The 17,483-nt window shown below is 68.2% G+C and carries 17 protein-coding genes; 11 read left to right on the forward strand and 6 right to left on the reverse strand.

Going from position 1 to position 17,483, the window contains the following annotated elements; genetic code table 11:
- Positions 1 to 117: 117 nt before the first annotated feature.
- From AB0M87_RS02410 to AB0M87_RS02425, 4 genes are all read left to right on the forward strand, one after another.
- On the forward strand, positions 118 to 3,963 hold the full coding sequence (locus AB0M87_RS02410) for a multifunctional oxoglutarate decarboxylase/oxoglutarate dehydrogenase thiamine pyrophosphate-binding subunit/dihydrolipoyllysine-residue succinyltransferase subunit (protein WP_365849423.1): 3,846 nt from the start codon (positions 118 to 120) through the stop codon (positions 3,961 to 3,963).
- A 202-nt stretch (positions 3,964 to 4,165) separates the two neighbouring features.
- Positions 4,166 to 4,351, forward strand: a complete 186-nt coding sequence (locus tag AB0M87_RS02415; RefSeq protein WP_328719461.1) for a DUF6104 family protein — start codon at positions 4,166 to 4,168, stop codon at positions 4,349 to 4,351.
- A 93-nt stretch (positions 4,352 to 4,444) separates the two neighbouring features.
- On the forward strand, positions 4,445 to 5,287 hold the full coding sequence (locus AB0M87_RS02420; protein WP_365849424.1) for a hypothetical protein: 843 nt from the start codon (positions 4,445 to 4,447) through the stop codon (positions 5,285 to 5,287).
- Position 5,288: 1 nt separating this feature from the next.
- Complete coding sequence (locus tag AB0M87_RS02425) at positions 5,289 to 6,362, forward strand: helix-turn-helix transcriptional regulator (RefSeq protein ID WP_365849426.1); 1,074 nt, start codon at positions 5,289 to 5,291, stop codon at positions 6,360 to 6,362.
- Positions 6,363 to 6,419: 57 nt separating this feature from the next.
- Here AB0M87_RS02425 and AB0M87_RS02430 read toward each other — a convergent pair whose 3' ends face one another.
- Positions 6,420 to 7,385 carry a zinc-binding dehydrogenase gene (locus AB0M87_RS02430; protein ID WP_365849427.1) on the reverse strand — a complete coding sequence of 322 codons (966 nt, stop codon included), beginning with the start codon at positions 7,383 to 7,385 and terminating at the stop codon, positions 6,420 to 6,422.
- Between the two features lie 106 nt (positions 7,386 to 7,491).
- A complete protein-coding gene (locus tag AB0M87_RS02435) occupies positions 7,492 to 8,706 on the reverse strand; it encodes an NADP-dependent malic enzyme (protein ID WP_365849428.1) in 1,215 nt (404 codons plus the stop codon).
- A gap of 548 nt (positions 8,707 to 9,254) precedes the next feature.
- Between AB0M87_RS02435 and AB0M87_RS02440 the strand changes: the two genes are divergently transcribed.
- From AB0M87_RS02440 to AB0M87_RS02450, 3 genes are read left to right on the forward strand one after another with little or no spacing between them, the layout of a single operon-like run.
- Entirely contained in the window at positions 9,255 to 10,208 is a 954-nt protein-coding gene (locus AB0M87_RS02440; protein ID WP_365849429.1) for an ABC transporter substrate-binding protein, read from the forward strand.
- Positions 10,209 to 10,235: 27 nt separating this feature from the next.
- Positions 10,236 to 11,174: an amino acid ABC transporter permease gene (locus AB0M87_RS02445; protein ID WP_365849431.1), complete on the forward strand. Its 939-nt coding sequence runs from the start codon at positions 10,236 to 10,238 to the stop codon at positions 11,172 to 11,174.
- Positions 11,171 to 11,932 (forward strand): amino acid ABC transporter ATP-binding protein, encoded by a 762-nt coding sequence (locus AB0M87_RS02450; protein ID WP_365849433.1) that lies wholly within the window; start codon positions 11,171 to 11,173, stop codon positions 11,930 to 11,932. The genes AB0M87_RS02445 and AB0M87_RS02450 overlap by 4 nt, the downstream gene beginning before the upstream one ends.
- A 97-nt stretch (positions 11,933 to 12,029) precedes the next feature.
- On the opposite strand, the gene AB0M87_RS02455 is transcribed toward AB0M87_RS02450, so the two are convergent.
- Positions 12,030 to 12,791, reverse strand: coding sequence for a class I SAM-dependent methyltransferase (locus AB0M87_RS02455; protein WP_365849434.1), 762 nt, complete (start codon positions 12,789 to 12,791; stop codon positions 12,030 to 12,032).
- Between the two features lie 94 nt (positions 12,792 to 12,885).
- Between AB0M87_RS02455 and AB0M87_RS02460 the strand changes: the two genes are divergently transcribed.
- Entirely contained in the window at positions 12,886 to 13,515 is a 630-nt protein-coding gene (locus AB0M87_RS02460; protein WP_365849435.1) for a CGNR zinc finger domain-containing protein, read from the forward strand.
- Here AB0M87_RS02460 and sodX read toward each other — a convergent pair.
- Complete coding sequence (gene sodX, locus AB0M87_RS02465) at positions 13,419 to 13,844, reverse strand: nickel-type superoxide dismutase maturation protease (RefSeq protein ID WP_365849437.1); 426 nt, start codon at positions 13,842 to 13,844, stop codon at positions 13,419 to 13,421. The two genes, AB0M87_RS02460 and sodX, sit on opposite strands and share 97 nt — an antisense overlap.
- Before the next feature lie 141 nt (positions 13,845 to 13,985).
- Here sodX and sodN point away from each other — a divergent pair, with 141 nt between their 5' ends.
- Positions 13,986 to 14,381 carry a superoxide dismutase, Ni gene (gene sodN / locus AB0M87_RS02470; RefSeq protein ID WP_365849438.1) on the forward strand — a complete coding sequence of 132 codons (396 nt, stop codon included), beginning with the start codon at positions 13,986 to 13,988 and terminating at the stop codon, positions 14,379 to 14,381.
- Between the two features lie 126 nt (positions 14,382 to 14,507).
- On the opposite strand, the gene AB0M87_RS02475 is transcribed toward sodN, so the two are convergent.
- Positions 14,508 to 15,881, reverse strand: a complete 1,374-nt coding sequence (locus AB0M87_RS02475) for a LysM peptidoglycan-binding domain-containing protein (RefSeq protein WP_365849439.1) — start codon at positions 15,879 to 15,881, stop codon at positions 14,508 to 14,510.
- Positions 15,882 to 16,289: 408 nt separating this feature from the next.
- Positions 16,290 to 16,730, reverse strand: coding sequence for a hypothetical protein (locus AB0M87_RS02480; protein ID WP_365849440.1), 441 nt, complete (start codon positions 16,728 to 16,730; stop codon positions 16,290 to 16,292).
- Positions 16,731 to 16,915: 185 nt separating this feature from the next.
- Here AB0M87_RS02480 and AB0M87_RS02485 point away from each other — a divergent pair, with 185 nt between their 5' ends.
- Both AB0M87_RS02485 and AB0M87_RS02490 read left to right on the forward strand, forming a co-directional pair.
- Positions 16,916 to 17,161, forward strand: a complete 246-nt coding sequence (locus AB0M87_RS02485; protein WP_365849442.1) for a helix-turn-helix transcriptional regulator — start codon at positions 16,916 to 16,918, stop codon at positions 17,159 to 17,161.
- Positions 17,162 to 17,171: 10 nt separating this feature from the next.
- The gene (locus AB0M87_RS02490; protein ID WP_365849443.1) at positions 17,172 to 17,399 is read left to right on the forward strand and encodes a helix-turn-helix domain-containing protein; all 228 of its coding nucleotides are present in this window, start codon (positions 17,172 to 17,174) and stop codon (positions 17,397 to 17,399) included.
- Positions 17,400 to 17,483: the final 84 nt, after the last annotated feature.

Genomic DNA, 17,483 nt, shown 5'->3' on the forward strand with positions numbered 1-17,483 from the left:
TTTCAGATGTGACTTACACGACGATGGGCGGCCCGGACTGCGCCTCCAGGCCAGGGAGGCGTAGCCTTTATTTCCGCTGTCCATCACCTTGTGAAGCGGAAGAGGGCGGTTACCGCCGTGTCGTCTCAGTCCCCCAGTAACTCGAGCATCTCGACCGACCAAGAGGGGCAGGGCAAGAGCCCTGCCGACGCTTTCGGTCCCAATGAGTGGCTCGTCGACGAGATCTACCAGCAGTACCTCCAGGACCCGAATTCGGTCGATCGTGCCTGGTGGGACTTCTTCGCCGACTACAAGCCGGGCTCTGCCGGCGCCACCGACGCGGAGCCGGCGAGCACGAGCGCTCCCCACCAGACCGGTACCACCGGCCCGTCCGTGCAGGGTGGCGCAGCCGCGGGGGCTGCGGACACCACCGCCGCGGCTCCGGCGCCCGCGCCCGCCGCCGCGAAGCCGGCCGACGCGGAGCCGGCCCCCCCGAAGGCTGCCGCTCCGGCGGCGGCCCCGGCCGCGCCTGCGAAGCCGGCCGCTGCGGCTCCCGCGGCGAAGCCCGCGGCCAAGCAGGCCGCGAAGACCCCGGCTGCCGCCGAGGCCCCCGAGGGTCCCGAGCTGGTGACCCTGCGCGGTCCGTCCGCCGCCGTGGCGAAGAACATGAACGCCTCGCTGGAGCTGCCGACGGCCACCTCGGTCCGCGCGGTTCCGGTGAAGCTGCTCTTCGACAACCGCATCGTCATCAACAACCACCTGAAGCGCGCCCGGGGCGGGAAGGTCTCCTTCACCCACCTCATCGGCTTCGCGATGGTGCAGGCCCTCAAGGCCATGCCGTCGATGAACTACTCCTTCGCGGAGAAGGACGGCAAGCCGACGCTGGTCAAGCCGGCCCACGTCAACCTCGGACTCGCCATCGACCTGGTGAAGCCCAACGGCGACCGCCAGCTCGTCGTCGCGGCGATCAAGAAGGCCGAGACGCTCAACTTCTTCGAGTTCTGGCAGGCGTACGAGGACATCGTCCGCCGCGCCCGCGCGAACAAGCTGACGATGGACGACTTCACCGGAGTCACCGCCTCGCTGACCAACCCCGGCGGCATCGGCACCGTGCACTCGGTGCCGCGTCTGATGCCCGGCCAGGGCCTCATCATGGGCGTCGGCGCGATGGACTACCCGGCCGAGTTCCAGGGCACCTCGCAGGACACCCTGAACCGGCTCGGCGTCTCGAAGGTCATGACGCTGACCTCGACGTACGACCACCGGGTCATCCAGGGCGCGGCGTCCGGCGAGTTCCTGCGGATCCTCGCCAACCTGCTGCTCGGTGAGAACGGCTTCTACGACGACCTCTTCGAGGCGCTGCGCATCCCCTACGAGCCGGTCCGCTGGCTCCGGGACATCGACGTCAGTCACGACAATGACGTCACCAAGGCCGCCCGCGTCTTCGAGCTGATCCACTCCTACCGGGTCCGCGGCCACGTCATGGCCGACACCGACCCGCTGGAGTACAAGCAGCGCAAGCACCCCGACCTCGACATCATCGAGCACGGGCTGACCCTGTGGGACCTCGAGCGCGAGTTCGCGGTCGGCGGGTTCGCGGGCAAGTCGATGATGAAGCTGCGCGACATCCTCGGCGTGCTGCGCGACTCGTACTGCCGCACCACCGGCGTCGAGTTCATGCACATCCAGGACCCGAAGCAGCGCAAGTGGATCCAGGACCGCATCGAGCGCGGCGCGCACGCCAAGCCCGAGCGCGAGGAGCAGCTGCGCATCCTGCGCAGGCTGAACTCCGCCGAGGCCTTCGAGACCTTCCTGCAGACGAAGTACGTCGGCCAGAAGCGCTTCTCGCTCGAGGGCGGCGAGTCCGTCATTCCGCTGCTCGACGCGGTCATCGACTCGGCTGCCGAGTCGCGTCTCGACGAGGTCGTCATCGGCATGGCCCACCGCGGCCGGCTCAACGTCCTCGCCAACATCGTCGGCAAGTCGTACGCGCAGATCTTCCGCGAGTTCGAGGGCAACCTCGACCCGAAGTCGATGCACGGCTCCGGCGACGTGAAGTACCACCTCGGTTCCGAGGGCACCTTCACCGGCCTGGACGGCGAGCAGATCAAGGTCTCGCTGGCCGCCAACCCCTCCCACCTGGAGACCGTCGACCCGGTCCTGGAGGGCATCGTCCGGGCCAAGCAGGACCTCATCAACAAGGGCGGCACGGACTTCACCGTCCTCCCCGTGGCCCTGCACGGTGACGCGGCCTTCGCGGGCCAGGGCGTCGTCGCCGAGACGCTGAACATGTCGCAGCTGCGCGGCTACCGCACCGGCGGCACCGTGCACATCGTGATCAACAACCAGGTCGGCTTCACCGCCGCGCCGGAGTCCTCGCGCTCCTCGATGTACGCCACCGACGTGGCCCGCATGATCGAGGCGCCGATCTTCCATGTGAACGGTGACGACCCGGAGGCCGTGGTGCGGGTCGCGCGCCTCGCCTTCGAGTTCCGGCAGGCGTTCAACAAGGACGTCGTCATCGACCTCATCTGCTACCGCCGCCGCGGGCACAACGAGGCCGACAACCCCTCCTTCACGCAGCCGCTGATGTACGACCTGATCGACAAGAAGCGCTCGGTGCGCAAGCTCTACACCGAGTCCCTCATCGGTCGCGGCGACATCACGCTGGAGGAGGCCGAGCAGGCGCTGCAGGACTTCCAGGGACAGCTGGAGAAGGTCTTCGCGGAGGTCCGCGAAGCCACGTCGGCGCCCGCCGAGGCGCAGGTCTCCGCGCCGCAGGCGGAGTTCCCGGTGACGGTGGACACCTCGATCTCCCAGGAGGTCATCAAGCGGATCGCCCAGTCCCAGGTCAACATCCCGGACCGGATCACCGTGCACCCGCGGCTGCTGCCGCAGGTGCAGCGCCGGGCCGCGATGATCGACGACGGCACGATCGACTGGGCGATGGGCGAGACCCTGGCGATCGGCTCGCTGCTCCTCGAGGGCACCCCGGTGCGCCTCTCCGGACAGGACTCGCGCCGCGGCACCTTCGGTCAGCGGCACGCGGTGCTCATCGACCGCAAGACCGGCGAGGACTTCACCCCGCTGCTCTACCTCTCAGACGACCAGGCACGTTACAACGTGTACGACTCGCTGCTCAGCGAGTACGCGGTGATGGGCTTCGAGTACGGCTACTCGCTGGCCCGACCGGAGTCGCTGGTCATGTGGGAAGCGCAGTTCGGTGACTTCGTCAACGGCGCGCAGACGGTGGTGGACGAGTACATCTCGGCCGCCGAGCAGAAGTGGGGCCAGACGTCCGGGGTCACCCTGCTGCTCCCGCACGGTTACGAGGGCCAGGGCCCGGACCACTCGTCCGCCCGCCCGGAGCGCTTCCTGCAGCTGTGCGCGCAGAACAACATGACGGTCGCCATGCCGACGCTGCCCTCGAACTACTTCCACCTCCTGCGGTGGCAGGTGCACAACCCGCACCACAAGCCGCTGGTCGTCTTCACCCCGAAGTCGATGCTCCGCCTCAAGGCGGCCGCTTCGAAGGCGGATGAGTTCACCACCGGCGGGTTCCGCCCGGTCATCGGCGACGACAGCGTGGACCCGAACGCGGTCCGCAAGGTCGTCTTCACGGCCGGCAAGGTCTACTACGACCTGGACGCGGAGCGCACCAAGCGGGGCGCCACGGACACCGCGATCATCCGGCTGGAGCGGCTGTACCCGCTGCCGGGTGCCGAACTGCAGGCGGAGATCGCCAAGTTCCCGAACGCCGAGAAGTACCTCTGGGCGCAGGAGGAGCCGGCGAACCAGGGTGCCTGGCCCTTCATCGCGCTCAACCTGATCGACCACCTGGACCTCGCGGTCGGCGCCGACATCCCGCACGGTGAGCGCCTGCGCCGCATCTCGCGGCCGCACGGTTCCTCCCCGGCGGTCGGCTCGGCCAAGCGGCACCAGGCGGAGCAGGCGCAGCTGGTCGCCGAGGTCTTCGAGGCGTAACCGGCTCCGAGGCGCATCGGCTCCGAGGCATAACCGCTCCGAGGAGGCGTAACCGCTTCGAGCAGCAAGCGGCACAGGACGAGGGCCCGGCATCCCGCAGTGGGATGACCGGGCCCTCCGTCCGTAGCCTTGTTGTCCCCACCACTGTGACCGTCACCGCGTACGCATACGGCGTACGCCCAGGCAGCAGGAGAAGGCTCACATGTACTTCACCGACCGCGGCATCGAGGAACTGGAGAAACGGCGCGGCGAGGAGGAGGTCACCTTCGAGTGGCTCGCCGAGCAGCTGCGCACGTTCGTCGATCTCAACCCGGATTTCGAGGTCCCCGTCGAGCGCCTGGCCACCTGGCTGGCCCGTCTCGACGACGACGAGGAAGAGGACGAGTAATCCCCCGCGCTTGACTTCCCCCGACCGCGATATATCGTGTCTTACCAGAGACGCGATATGTTGCGTTGGCAGTCGACCCGGGAGGTCAGTCCCATGTACGAGGGATCCGTGGCAGAGCCGCAGAAACTCTCCTTCGACGATCCGGTACGGGCGCTGAACGTACGCCTCGTCAACGGAACGGTGAACGTGGTCGGTACGGAGGAGGCGTCCGCCCGGCTCGAGGTGTCCGAGATCGACGGGCCTCCGCTGATCGTGACGCTCGAGAACGGCACCCTGACGGTGGCCTACGAGGACCTGCCCTGGAAGGGCTTCCTGAAGTGGCTCGACCGCAGAGGCTGGCACCGCAGCGCGGTGGTCTCCCTCGCGGTGCCCGCGGCCGCGAACGTCGAGGTCGGCGTGGTGAGCGCCGGGGCGGTGCTCTCCGGAATGCGGGGGCGCGCCGAGGTCCGCGGCGTCACCGGCGACACCGCGCTGGTCGGGCTCTCCGGCACCGTGTCCGCCGAGACCGTTTCGGGAAATCTGGAGGCGCAGGCGGTCACCGGGGATCTGCGATTCCAGTCGGTCTCCGGCAATCTCACGGTGGTCGAGGGTGCGGGCTCGTCCGTACGGGCGGACTCGGTCAGCGGTGACATGGTCATCGACCTGGACGCCGGCGGCCGACCCACCGACATCCACCTCAACAGCGTCTCCGGCGAGGTCGCCATCCGGCTGGCCCATCCGACGGACACCCGGGTCGAGGCGAACACCACGAGCGGCTCCGTCTCCACCGCCTTCGACGATCTGCGGGTCACCGGCCAGTGGGGTGCGAAGAAGATCACCGGCACCCTGGGCGCGGGCAACGGCAAGCTCAAGGCGACCACCGTCTCCGGATCCATCGCACTGCTGAGCCGGCCCGCCCGGGACAATCTCGACGAGCTCGATGAGAAGGTGCTCTGACATGGCCCCCGTCTTCGCACACGGCCGACTGCGGCTCTACCTGCTCAAACTGCTGGACGAGGCCCCGCGCCACGGTTACGAGGTGATCAGGCTGCTCGAAGAGCGCTTCCAGGGCCTCTACGCGCCGAGCGCGGGCACGGTCTACCCGCGGCTGGCCAAGCTCGAGGCCGAGGGCCTGGTGACCCATGCCTCGGAGGGCGGCCGCAAGGTGTACTCGATCACTGAGGCGGGCCGCACGGAGCTGGCCGGACGCAGCGGTGAGCTGGCCGATCTGGAGCTGGAGATCCGCGAGTCGGTGTCCGAACTCGCGGCGGAGATCCGGGCCGATGTCAGCGGCTCGGCGAGTGACCTGAGGCGCGAGATCCGGCAGGCCGCGAAGGAGGCCCGCACCGGTTCCGGCACCCACGCCGGTTCCGACGCCGGCGGTGCCGGAACGGAAGGCGGCGCCGGCGCGGGTGCGCGCAAGCCGTTCCCCGGGTTCCCGGAAGCGTCCGACTTCTTCGACGGTGCCTGGGGCGACAAGGAGAGCTGGCGTCAGGCCAAGGAGGAGTTCAAGCGGGCCAAGCAGGGATGGAAGGAGCAGGCCCGGCGGGCGACCGACGAGTCCCGCCGTGCTCGCGAAGACGCCCAGCAGGCCCGCCGCCAGGCCAAGGAGGCCCAGGAGAAGGCACGTCGGCAGATGCAGCGGGTGGCCCAGCAGGTGCAGGAGCACTTCGCGCGCGGCGACTGGCCCGCCGGGGTGCGCGAAGGCATCGCCGAATTCACCAAGGAATTCGGCCAGTTCGGTCAGTCCGGCCGGGGCACGTCCGCTGACTCCGCGGGCTGCACGGACTCTGCGGGCCGCACGGACTCCGCGGATGCCCCGGACCTGGCCCAGGAGCCCGGATGGGCCCACGAGGAGTCCTCCGGCGACCCCGGCCGCGACCTCGACCGGCTGCTCGACCGTTTCCGCGACGACGTCCGGGACGCGGCACGGGACAACGGGGTGACGGAAGGCCAGCTACGCGACGCACGCCGCCACCTGTCCGCAGCGGCGGCGCACATCGGCGCGGTCCTGCGGAGTCCGAAGGCGTAAACCGGCACAGGCCTCCCCCGGCTCCGGCCATGACGGGGCCGGGGGATCGCCCGGACTTCAGGGGCTGGTGAGCACGATCTTGCCGAACAGCTCACCGGATGCCATCTTCTCGAAGCCCTCACGGGCCCGGTCCAGCGGCAGCACCTCGTCGATGACGGGACGCACACCGGTGGCCGCGCAGAAGGCGAGCAGGTCCTCCAGCTCGTCCTTGGAGCCCATGGTGGAGCCGACGACCTTCAGCTCCAGGAAGAAGATCCGGTTGAGTTCGACGGAATCCGGGTTCGGGCCGCTGGTGGCGCCGGAGATCACCAGGGTGCCGCCCGGCTTCAGCGACTTGACGGAGTGTGACCAGGTGGCGGCACCGACCGTCTCGATGACGGCATCCACCCGCTGCGGCAGCCGCGCCCCCGGTTCGAAAGCGTCCATCGCACCCAGTTCCACGGCTCGCTTGCGCTTGGCCTCGTCGCGGCTCGTGGCGTACATCCGCAGGCCCGCGGCCTTGCCCAGCACGATGGCCGCGGTCGCCACGCCGCCGCCCGCGCCCTGGACGAGTACCGAGTCGCCCGGACGTACGCCTGCGTTGGTGAAGAGCATCCGGTAGGCGGTCAGCCAGGCGGTGGGCAGGCAGGCGGCCTCTTCGAAGCTCAGCTCGGCCGGCTTGCGGAGTACGTTCCACTCCGGGACGGTGACCTGCTCGGCGAAGGTGCCCTGGTACTTCTCGGTCAGAATGGACCGGCCCTCCCTGGGGCCGACCCCGTAACCGGTCTGGCCGACGACCGAGTGCAGCACGACCTCGTTGCCGTCCTGGTCGATACCCGCGGCATCGCAGCCGAGGATCATCGGCAGCTTGTCCTCGGCGAGTCCGACCCCGCGCAGTGACCAGAGGTCATGGTGATTGAGGGATGCGGCCCTGACATTGACGGTGACCCAGCCAGGACGCGCCTCCGGCGCCGGGCGTTCGCCCAGGACGAGGCCGTTGAGCGGGTGGTCACGGTCAATGCGGGCGGCGTAAGCGGCGAACATGACCATGACGATAGGCGTGGTCGGTTCCCGAAGGAACCGACCACGCGTGTGACCTGCACCGCGCCGCGTACCCTGCCGGGGCCTCAGGCGCCGGCAGGACGGGACGTCAGCGCCGCGCCACACCCTCCGCCCGGGCCGCCGCCGCCACCGCCGAAGTGACCGCCGGCGCGACCCGCTCGTCGAACGGCGACGGAATCACGCACTCCGGACTCAGCTCATCCGCCACCACCGCCGCCAGCGCCTCCGCGGCCGCCAGCTTCATGCCCTCGGTGATCCGCGACGCCCGCACCTGGAGCGCCCCGGCGAAGATTCCGGGGAACGCCAGCACGTTGTTGATCTGATTGGGGAAATCGCTGCGCCCGGTGGCGACGACCGCCGCGTACTTGTGGGCGATTTCGGGATGAATCTCCGGGTTCGGGTTGGCCATCGCGAAGATGAACGAACCCTCCGCCATCGAGGCGACGGCCGGCTCGGGAACCGTACCGCCGGAAACTCCGATGAAGACGTCCGCACCGGACATCGCGGCTTCCAGCGGCCCGACCAGACCCGCCTTGTTGGTGAAGCCGGCCACCTCGCGCTTGATGTCGGTCAGGTCGTCCCGGTCCGCGGAGAGGATGCCCTTGCGGTCGCACACCGCGACGTCCCCGATACCGGCCTCGATAAGAATCTTCGCGATGGCGACGCCCGCCGCTCCCGCGCCGGAGATGACCGCCCGCAGCTGCCCCAGCGTGCGCCCGGTGAGCGTGGCGGCGTTCCGCAGCGCGGCCAGCGTCACGACGGCCGTGCCGTGCTGGTCGTCGTGGAAGACCGGAATGTCCAGCTGCTCCTGCAGCCTGCGCTCGATCTCGAAACAGCGCGGCGCGGAGATGTCCTCCAGGTTGACTCCCCCGAACGAGGGCGCGAGCCGCAGCACGGTCTCGATGATCTCGTCCGTGTCGGTGGTCGCAAGCGCGATCGGGACGGCGTCGACGCCACCGAACTGCTTGAAGAGGATCGCCTTGCCCTCCATCACGGGAAGGGACGCCTCCGGACCGATGTCACCGAGTCCGAGCACCGCGGTGCCGTCCGTCACGACGGCGACGACCTGCGACTTCCAGGTGTAGTCGTGGACGAGCTCCGGGTTCTCGGCGATCGCGCTGCAGACCTTCGCGACGCCGGGCGTGTACGCGAGGGACAGCTCGTCCCGGTCGCGCACCGGCACTGTCGCCTGGATGGCCATCTTGCCGCCGCGGTGCAGGGCGAACGCCGGATCGAAGGGCTCCACACCGGCCGGGGGGGAGCTGAAGCTGTCGCTGCGAGGATTGACGATCTCCGCTGCCATTGGTTGTGACCCCTTAAGTCTTCATCAGTTGAGGGTTGGCCACTCCTGGTTGAGGAGGGGTGGGCGGGCACCGCGTATGTGTCCCGCACCGGCCGGTTGGCCCGCCGGGCAGGGGGAGGTACGTACGCGCGGGCGCGCCGCACACGCGCCCTGAGCCCCGGATGAGGGGTGTAACCGTCTGTTTTACCTGATGGACCGCACCGTGCACGAGTTCACACGGACGCGGTGACATGACTCATAGCGCGAATGCCCGGGCCGGTCCGCGCTGTGTTGCGAACGTCGTCCAGCAGGTGAGACGGACCGGAGATTCTCCGGCTGAAGCTGTGTCTTCCAGCAGATGATCCGGCCCTGCGGTACCGGCCGACTGGAGACTGACGGGAGAACGGGGATGACCCGTTACCCGATTTTGACATGACCGGCCCCCTGAATGGGCTAGTCCGACTGGCAAGATGCCCTCGGGTATCCCCAATCACACATGGTCGCGACACCCGATGACGTGTGCGCGACTCCTGCATCGGCTATCCCTGATCCGCCGGAGGACCAACACCATGACCGCAAGCTCCACACGCCGCACGACCGCAATGAAGTCCCGGACAGCCGCGGTCGGCGCACTCGCGGTCGCCGGCGCACTGCTGCTGACCGCCTGCGGCGACCAGACCAAGAACGACACGCAGGGTTCCGGCACGGCCAAGAGCAGCGCCGCTCCGCTCGCCGACCTGCTGCCCAAGGACATCAAGGACAAGGGCGTCATCAAGGTCGGTTCCGACATCGCCTACGCACCGGTCGAATTCAAGGACAGCTCCGGCAAGGTCGCCGGCATCGACCCCGACATCGGCGCGGCGCTCGGCAAGCAGCTCGGCGTGAAGTTCGACTTCGAGAACGGCACGTTCGACACCCTGGTCACCGGTCTGCGCGCCAAGCGCTACGACATCGCGATGTCGGCGATGACCGACACCAAGGACCGGCAGAACGGTCTGGAGAACGGCAAGAAGGTCGGCGAGGGCGTCGACTTCGTCGACTACTACACCGCCGGTGTCTCGATCTACACCCCGAAGGGCAAGGACCAGGGCATCAAGACCTGGGCCGACCTCTGCGGCAAGAAGATCGTGGTGCAGCGCGGCACGGTGTCGAACGACCTCGCCAAGGCGCAGGCGAAGAAGTGCCCGGCCGGCAAGAAGCTCTCCATCCAGCCCTTCGACGACGACCAGCAGGCCCAGACCCGGCTCCGCTCGGGCGGCGCCGACGCCGGTTCCTCCGACTCGCCGATCGCCGCGTACGCCGTGAAGACCTCGGGCGGCGGCAAGGACTTCCAGATCGTCGGCCCCACGATCCAGGCCGCGCCGTACGGCATCGCGGTGGCCAAGGGCAACGACCAGCTCACCAAGGCTCTGCAGAAGGCCATGGACGCGATCATCAAGAACGGCGAGTACGGCAAGATCCTCGCCAAGTGGGGCGCCGAGCAGGGTGCGGTCACCGCAGCCAAGCTCAACGGCGGGTCCTGACCGGTCCGGCGCTGAGAGGCACACACCATGACCACTGACATGAAAAAGGCGGGGCCCGAAGACGCGCCCCCCACCACCACCCCGGCAGCGATCCGGGCCATCCCGGTCCGGCACTACGGACGGTACGTCACCGCGGTGATCGCCATCGCGGTCCTCGTGTCGATCATCTACGCGTTCGCCCAGGGCAAGATCCGCTGGGGGGCGATCCCGGACTACTTCTTCGACCACCGGATCATCCACGGTGTCGGCCAGACACTGCTGCTGACGGTGCTCTCGATGGCCATCGGCATCGTCGGCGGCATCATCCTGGCGGTGATGCGGCTGTCCAAGAACCCGGTGACCTCGTCGATCTCCTGGTTCTACATCTGGTTCTTCCGGGGCACACCGGTCCTCGTCCAGCTGATGGTCTGGTTCAACCTGGGCCTGGTCTTCGAGTACATCAACCTCGGTCCGATCTACAAGGACTACTGGTCGAGCTTCATGACGCCGCTGCTGACGGCGCTGCTCGGCCTGGGCCTCAACGAGGCCGCCTACATGGCGGAGATCTGCCGGGCCGGTCTGCTGGCGGTCGACGAGGGCCAGACCGAGGCCGCGCACGCGCTGGGCATGAGCCACGGCAAGACGCTGCGCCGGATCGTGGTCCCGCAGGCGATGCGCGTCATCGTGCCGCCGACGGGCAACGAGGTCATCAACATGCTGAAGACCACCTCGCTGGTCGCGGCGGTGCAGTTCTACGAGCTGCTCCGCACCGCGCAGGACATCGGGCAGACCTCCGGGGCCGCGGTCGAGATGCTCTTCCTGGCGGCCGCCTGGTATCTGGTGCTGACGACCATCTTCTCGATCGGCCAGTTCTATCTGGAGCGGTACTACGCACGTGGTTCCAGCCGCAGTCTGCCGCTGACCCCGTTCCAGAAGATCAAGGCCAATATCGCTTCCTTCAGCAACCGATCGGCGGTGTCCGGATGACCGCGATGGTGAAGGCCGAGGGCGTCCACAAGTCCTTCGGCGCCGCGCACATTCTCAAGGGAATCGACCTGGAGGTCGCCCCGCGTGAGGTCTTCTGTCTGATCGGCCCCTCCGGGTCCGGCAAGTCGACGTTCCTGCGGTGCATCAACCACCTGGAGAAGGTCAACGCCGGGCGGCTCTACGTCGACGGCGAGCTGGTCGGCTACCGGCAGAAGGGCGACAAGCTGTACGAACTCAAGGACAGCGAGGTCGCACTGAAGCGCCGGGACATCGGCATGGTCTTCCAGCGCTTCAACCTCTTCCCGCACATGACGGCCATCGAGAACGTCATGGAGGCACCCGTCCAGGTGCGCGGCGAGACGAAGGCGGTGGCCCGCGCCCGGGCCGAGAAGCTGCTCGACCGGGTCGGCCTGTCCGACAAGGCGAAGAACTACCCCACGCAGCTCTCCGGCGGGCAGCAGCAGCGGGTGGCGATCGCCCGGGCGCTGGCCATGGAGCCCAAGCTGATGCTCTTCGACGAGCCGACGTCGGCGCTCGACCCGGAGCTGGTGGGTGACGTCCTGGACGTCATGCGCGGCCTGGCGGACGACGGTATGACGATGATCGTCGTGACCCACGAGATGGGCTTCGCCCGCGAGGTGGGTGACGCGCTGGTCTTCATGGACGACGGCGTGGTGGTCGAGTCCGGCCACCCGCGGGACGTGCTGAGCAACCCGCAGCACGACCGGACGAAGTCGTTCCTGTCGAAGGTTCTGTAGTCGTTATCGCTGGACAAGGAGGGGCGGTACGGGCCGGTGCGGCCCGTACCGCCCCTCTCCTGTGCCACTCCCCTACGCCGCTCTCCTCACGCACCGCTCACTTCAGCGCGAGCAACAACGTGTCCGAGGGCGAGGCCCAGACCGGCCGCGCCTCACCGAACCCGGCGGCCCGCAGGGTCTGGGCGTGCCAGCGGGCCGAGGGCTGGTCGCCGTCCGCGTGCTCGCCGTAGATCCGGAAGCGCTCGGCGGTCGGGGCCGCGAGGGCGGGGTCCTGGGCGGCCCGCGCCCACCAGTCGGCCCAGTCGAGGGCGCCGGTGGCCTTGGCCCGTTCCATGGCCGCATGCCGGTGGGCGCGCTCGGCGGCGTTGATCCGCGGGGTCTCTTCGTCGATCATGTGGTCGGCGTTCATGAACACGCCGCCCTCCCTGACCAGACCACCGAGCTGCCCGTACAGCACGGCCAGCGGCTCGCTGTGCAGCCAGTGCAGGGCGGTGGCCGTCAGCACGGCGTCGTACTGCCGGCAGGGCAGCCGCTCCGTCCACCGCGGGTCCTTCAGGTCGGCGGTCACGAAGGTGACCCGCTCGTCCCCGGCGAAGTACCCCTCCGCGATGGTCAGCAGGGCCGGGTCCAGGTCGACGCCCGTGCTGGTGGCTTTCGGGAACCGCTTGAGCAGCCGGTCCGTGATACTTCCCGTACCGCACGCCAGATCCAGCACCCGCGGTTCCGGGCCGACCAGCGCCTCCATAATGTCAAGCATCACCCGGAACCGCTCCTCCCGGTCCGGCATGTACCACTCCTGCTGGCGGTCCCAACTGTGCTGCCATGCCTGCCAGTCCGTGTCCGCCGTCGTGCGCGCCATCGGAAACCCCTCCACCCGTAATACCCTCGAAGCCACCGCAGCCGTTACGTCGGCGCCGCACCCGACCCTAAACCCGCACCCGTAAGGACTACAAGTGGAACTGGCCTATTACTCGGATTACGCGGTGCGCCTGGTCAACACCGAGGAGCCGGCCCGCAACAAGGACTCCCTCACCTCGGTCGACGCGGTGCGTGACCTCTTCGGGGCGAACACGTCGGCGGCCCGGCGGGCCACGGACGCCGACGTCACCCGTTTCCGGTCGGTACGCGGCCGGCTGCGCGCCGTCTTCGAGGCCGCCGACAGCGGGGACGAGACACTCGCGGTGGACCTGCTCAACTCGCTGCTGATGGAGTTCCCGGTCTCTCCCCAGGTGTCCGGGCACGACCACCGGGACGAGGACGACCGTCCGATCTGGCACATGCACCTGGCCGACCACCCGTCCAACGCGACCTCCGGTTACGCGGCCATCGCCTCGATGGGCCTGGCCTTCCACCTCACCGAGTACGGCGTGGACCGGCTCGGCCTGTGCGAGGCAGCGCCGTGCCGCAACGCCTACCTCGACACCTCGACCAACCGCTCGCGCCGCTACTGCTCGGACCGCTGCGCGACCCGCGCCAACGTGGCCGCCTACCGGGCGCGCAAGCGCCTGGAGACGTCACGGTCCGCCAGCACCGGTCTGACCGACGAGGCCAGCCAGGAGAGCACCACCCCGAGCGAGCGCTGACGGCCCGGCGTGATCGGCCGATAGCGGGCCCGTACCCGCCCCAGCAGCAGCTCATCCGGCACGACCCCGTAATCCCTGCTGTCCTGCGCGCTCTCCACCGAGCTGTCCCCGAGCACCCACCAGCCGCCGTCGCGCCGCTCGATCAGCCGCTTCACGATGAGCAGATCCTGCTGCAACGGATGGCGCAGCACCGCCACATCACCCGGTCGCAGTTGCACGCCGTAGTGGACCAGCACCTGATCTCCGTGCAACAGCGTGGGCACCATGGAGAGCCCGCCCACCTCGGCCACCCCGAAGGGTGCTCTCTGTTCCCGCCCCTGATCCGTCATCCGCCACCTCCGGTCCGATCGTCCACCAGTCCCATACTGGCCCTGGACTTTTGACCTAAGCCCCAGGGGGCACTCGCGAAATTGGGCCACTCACGGAGTAATGTCCCACCCGAGAAGACGATCACGAGGAAGGACAGCACAATGCTTTCCCGCCTGTTTGCCCCCAAGGTGAAGGTCAGCGCCCACTGCGACCTCCCCTGCGGCGTGTACGACCCGGCCCAGGCCCGCATCGAGGCCGAGTCGGTCAAGGCCATCCAGGAGAAGTACCAGGCCAACGAGGACGCGCACTACCGGACCCGCGCCACGGTCATCAAGGAAGAGCGTGCCGAGCTCGCCAAGCACCACGTCTCGGTGCTGTGGAGCGACTACTTCAAGCCTCCGCACTTCGAGAAGTACCCGGAGCTGCACCAGCTCGTCAACGACGCCCTGAAGGCGCTGTCGACGGCGAAGGGCTCGACGGACCCGGCCACGGGCCAGAAGGCACTGGACTACATCGCCCAGATCGACAAGATTTTCTGGGAGACGAAGAAGGCTTGATCAACTTGGCGCGGCTGCCCCGGCTGCCGTGCAGGTCAGAGCAGCAAACAGAAGCGCCCGACCGGTCCATCCGGTCGGGCGCTTCCGTGCGTTGAAGATCGTTTGGGAGACGTTTGGGAGACGGGCTCAGGACGCTTGCGCCTGCCGCCACTTCCGCCAGTCCGGGCCCGCTTCAGGCTGCTCACCCTGGGACGTCTCCCACGCGCGCTGCAGGCCCTTGACGATGCCGAGCTCCATCTCGGGGGACGTGTGGGAGTAGGTGCCCTCCACGCCCTTGAGCTTGTGCCCCATCCGCTCCTCGACCGCCACCCGCGCGTGCCCCTGCTCGTCCAGCCACACCTTGTGACCGTGGCGCAAGCCGTGCGGCACCATGTCGGTTATCCCCTCAACAGCGGGGAGGGCAGGCTGCGCGCGGCGTCCCCGCCTCGAGGGCTCCTCTTCCTGGCCGTCGATAGCCGGGTGCCAGAACCGCCCGTAGAACTGGTCGTCCACCCGCAGGGGCCGGCCACGCTGCGACGGGAAGACCAGGTACTCATGACGGTTCTCCGCGAGCAGCTCGCCCAGGAGCTCGCCGAGGAACGGCGGGATGATCAGCGTCCGGTAGCTGCTGTACTTCGGCGGCAGCAACGTGAATCCCTTGGGGAGCAACAGCCGTTGCCCGGCGCGTAGACGGTCGGTCGGGCCGAGGTCGTTCGCCTCGCCGATGTCGGCAGCGCGCTTCGCGTCAGCCAGCCGCAGGGCGGCGATCGACTCCAGTGTGTCGCCCTTGGACACGGTGTGGGTGGCGGGCTCCGTCAGCCACTGCCCCTGCCACTGCACCCGGATCGACTTGCCGTGCTCCACAGCCAGCAGCCGTACTTGGTCGCGGCGAAGGCCGGCGACCTCTCCCATGCGCAGCCCGGTGTACGCGACGGTGAGGATCATGACGTACCACTGGAAGCCCCGCAGCTGCCGTGCGTTCTCAGCGACGAGCCGGGCCTGTCGCGGCGTAGGCCACACGTACCCGTCATCAGCCTCAACCGGCACATGACGGCCGCGCCTTCTCCGGGATCCGGTCGGCATCGGGTTGAAGGGGACGAGCCGCTCTTCCACCGCGTCGTCCAGGAGCATCCGCATGACGCCCTCGATGCCGTCGACGTAGTTCTTCTTGTACGCCTTGCGGAGCTGCGCCTGCCAGGCTCGGTAGCTCATGGAGGTGATGTCACCAATCGGCGTGTCCTGCCACCGCGGGAGAATCACCGAGTTGATACGGCTGGCGTACGTCTGCGAGGACAGCTCGGCGACGTTGACGACCTGGCGCCACTCGTCTACCCAGTCCCCGAACCGCTTCCGGCCGTCGGAGGGGTTGACGAACACCTTGCGCTGCACATCGGTCTCTTGAGCCCTCCCCCAGTCGAGGGCGTCCTGCTTGGTATCGAACCCGCTCTGGGAGTCGTACTTGCCATTGGGGAGTTGGTACCTGACTCGCCAGGTCCGTCCCCGCTTCTCCGCGTATGCCACGCCCTGATCCCTTTCCGGGCTGATGCGGCAGGCACCCCTGACTGCCGTCATCTATTCAGGACTACGCCGGTATGGCCCCCTGGATCGGCCGCTTGAGCGGACAGCCCTGGCTGCTGCAGACGGCGCAGTCGCCTCCCTGACGCCGTACCAACTCCTTTGCAGTGCGTCTGGTTGCGGCGTCAGTGAGGACCCGTGGCGTCATGACGCACACGATCTTTTGCCCGACCTGCGCCGACCAGCCGACAAAACCCGGCCCTTGGTCCAGCGTGATGAACTCGTGTTGCATGGGCCCCCTTCCAGTGCGTTCGTGATTGACCCTCACACATGTGAACGCTCGAACGAAAGGAGGTAAGTGCACTCAGAATCGAACTGACCGTAACGCTTCGGTTACAACAAAAGGTTGCACGACTACCGCTGGGAATCCTCACCCTCTGCAGGCACAATGCCACGCCTGCGCAGCTCGGCAAGAACGCCCTCACTGAGCAGCGCCATATCGCCAGCCGGAGTACCTGGCAGGGTCGCAATCACGGCATGCTGCACGGACTGCCGCACCCCCTCCGCGACCGCCACAGGCGCGATCCGGACGCCCTCCAGCTGCTCGCCGGCCTCTTGCAGATCCGGGGCGCCCTCGATCACCGCCATGCATGCGCCCGGCGCCCAGCCGAAGCCGCGCTCGATCTTGGTGTAGGTGACATCCCGGACTGACTGCCCCTTCTCCACCCGCATGTAGGTGGTGATGGTCAGATCTGCAGCCTCAGCTGCGTGCGATTTGTGCCAGCCCAGCTTCGTGCGGTGCTGGACGACGAGACGCGCGAGACGGAGGCGGCCGCCGTGGTCAGGAGTAGCCATGCCGCCATATTCCCAGGAACGCGTAGGTACCGCTAGGAACCGATATCAGTCATGCCCTAGATCACACGTAACGATCACACCACCTCCACGGGCACGCTGACAGCTACTACCATTACCTGCCGGTAACTGCACTCTGCTGCGCATTGCTGCTAGAAACTGCTAGAAGAAGCTGCTAGCTTCTCTCCATGACGGCACCCCGAGCTACCTACGAGGTGGACGGGGCGGCAATCCGCACGATCCGCATGGCACGCGGCATCCAGATCGCTGACCTCGCCCGCACCGCACGCATCACCCGCAGCTACCTCTCGCGGCTGGAAACCGGCGTTCGTCGCCAGATGCGGCCACCCACGTACACGGCGCTCCGTACCGCCCTCGGCATACAGGCCGATGACGAACAGCTCCTCGCCCCGCGCGACACCGACACCGAATGAGGTGACCCACATGCCCACCACGGCCCCCGCCCTGGAGGACTTCACCACCGTCGCCGAGACCGCACAGCGTCTCGGCATCGGCGCCCGCCGACTCCGAGACGGCGTCAACCACGGCGGCTTCCCGGCCCACCGCATGGGCCGCCGACTGATGTTCAGCCCCAAGGACCGCGCCCAGATCGCCGAGATGCACCGCATCCCCGCGAAGCCGACGAAGCGCCTCAGCGCCCGCGCCGCCTGACCCCCACATAAGCGGGGCCGCCCGGACCCTGCCAGGTCCGATGCAGCCCCTCCGGCACACCTCACCAACCCGAAGAGACGAGGT

This window comes from Streptomyces sp. NPDC051320 (assembly GCF_040682175.1).
In the GTDB taxonomy this organism is placed as follows: domain Bacteria; phylum Actinomycetota; class Actinomycetes; order Streptomycetales; family Streptomycetaceae; genus Streptomyces.

What these genes read in the sequence shown, in the direction of transcription:
- AB0M87_RS02455 (WP_365849434.1), bottom strand. Translation starts at nt 12,791, where the DNA reads ATGGCGCGCACGACGGCGGACACGGACTGGCAGGCATGGCAGCACAGT.
- AB0M87_RS02490 (WP_365849443.1), top strand. Translation starts at nt 17,172, where the DNA reads ATGCCCACCACGGCCCCCGCCCTGGAGGACTTCACCACCGTCGCCGAG.
- AB0M87_RS02480 (WP_365849440.1), bottom strand. Translation starts at nt 16,730, where the DNA reads ATGGCTACTCCTGACCACGGCGGCCGCCTCCGTCTCGCGCGTCTCGTC.
- AB0M87_RS02415 (WP_328719461.1), top strand. Translation starts at nt 4,166, where the DNA reads ATGTACTTCACCGACCGCGGCATCGAGGAACTGGAGAAACGGCGCGGC.
- AB0M87_RS02445 (WP_365849431.1), top strand. Translation starts at nt 10,236, where the DNA reads ATGACCACTGACATGAAAAAGGCGGGGCCCGAAGACGCGCCCCCCACC.
- AB0M87_RS02430 (WP_365849427.1), bottom strand. Translation starts at nt 7,385, where the DNA reads ATGTTCGCCGCTTACGCCGCCCGCATTGACCGTGACCACCCGCTCAAC.
- AB0M87_RS02435 (WP_365849428.1), bottom strand. Translation starts at nt 8,706, where the DNA reads ATGGCAGCGGAGATCGTCAATCCTCGCAGCGACAGCTTCAGCTCCCCC.
- AB0M87_RS02450 (WP_365849433.1), top strand. Translation starts at nt 11,171, where the DNA reads ATGACCGCGATGGTGAAGGCCGAGGGCGTCCACAAGTCCTTCGGCGCC.
- AB0M87_RS02440 (WP_365849429.1), top strand. Translation starts at nt 9,255, where the DNA reads ATGACCGCAAGCTCCACACGCCGCACGACCGCAATGAAGTCCCGGACA.
- AB0M87_RS02425 (WP_365849426.1), top strand. Translation starts at nt 5,289, where the DNA reads ATGGCCCCCGTCTTCGCACACGGCCGACTGCGGCTCTACCTGCTCAAA.
- sodX (WP_365849437.1), bottom strand. Translation starts at nt 13,844, where the DNA reads ATGACGGATCAGGGGCGGGAACAGAGAGCACCCTTCGGGGTGGCCGAG.
- AB0M87_RS02420 (WP_365849424.1), top strand. Translation starts at nt 4,445, where the DNA reads ATGTACGAGGGATCCGTGGCAGAGCCGCAGAAACTCTCCTTCGACGAT.
- sodN (WP_365849438.1), top strand. Translation starts at nt 13,986, where the DNA reads ATGCTTTCCCGCCTGTTTGCCCCCAAGGTGAAGGTCAGCGCCCACTGC.
- AB0M87_RS02485 (WP_365849442.1), top strand. Translation starts at nt 16,916, where the DNA reads ATGACGGCACCCCGAGCTACCTACGAGGTGGACGGGGCGGCAATCCGC.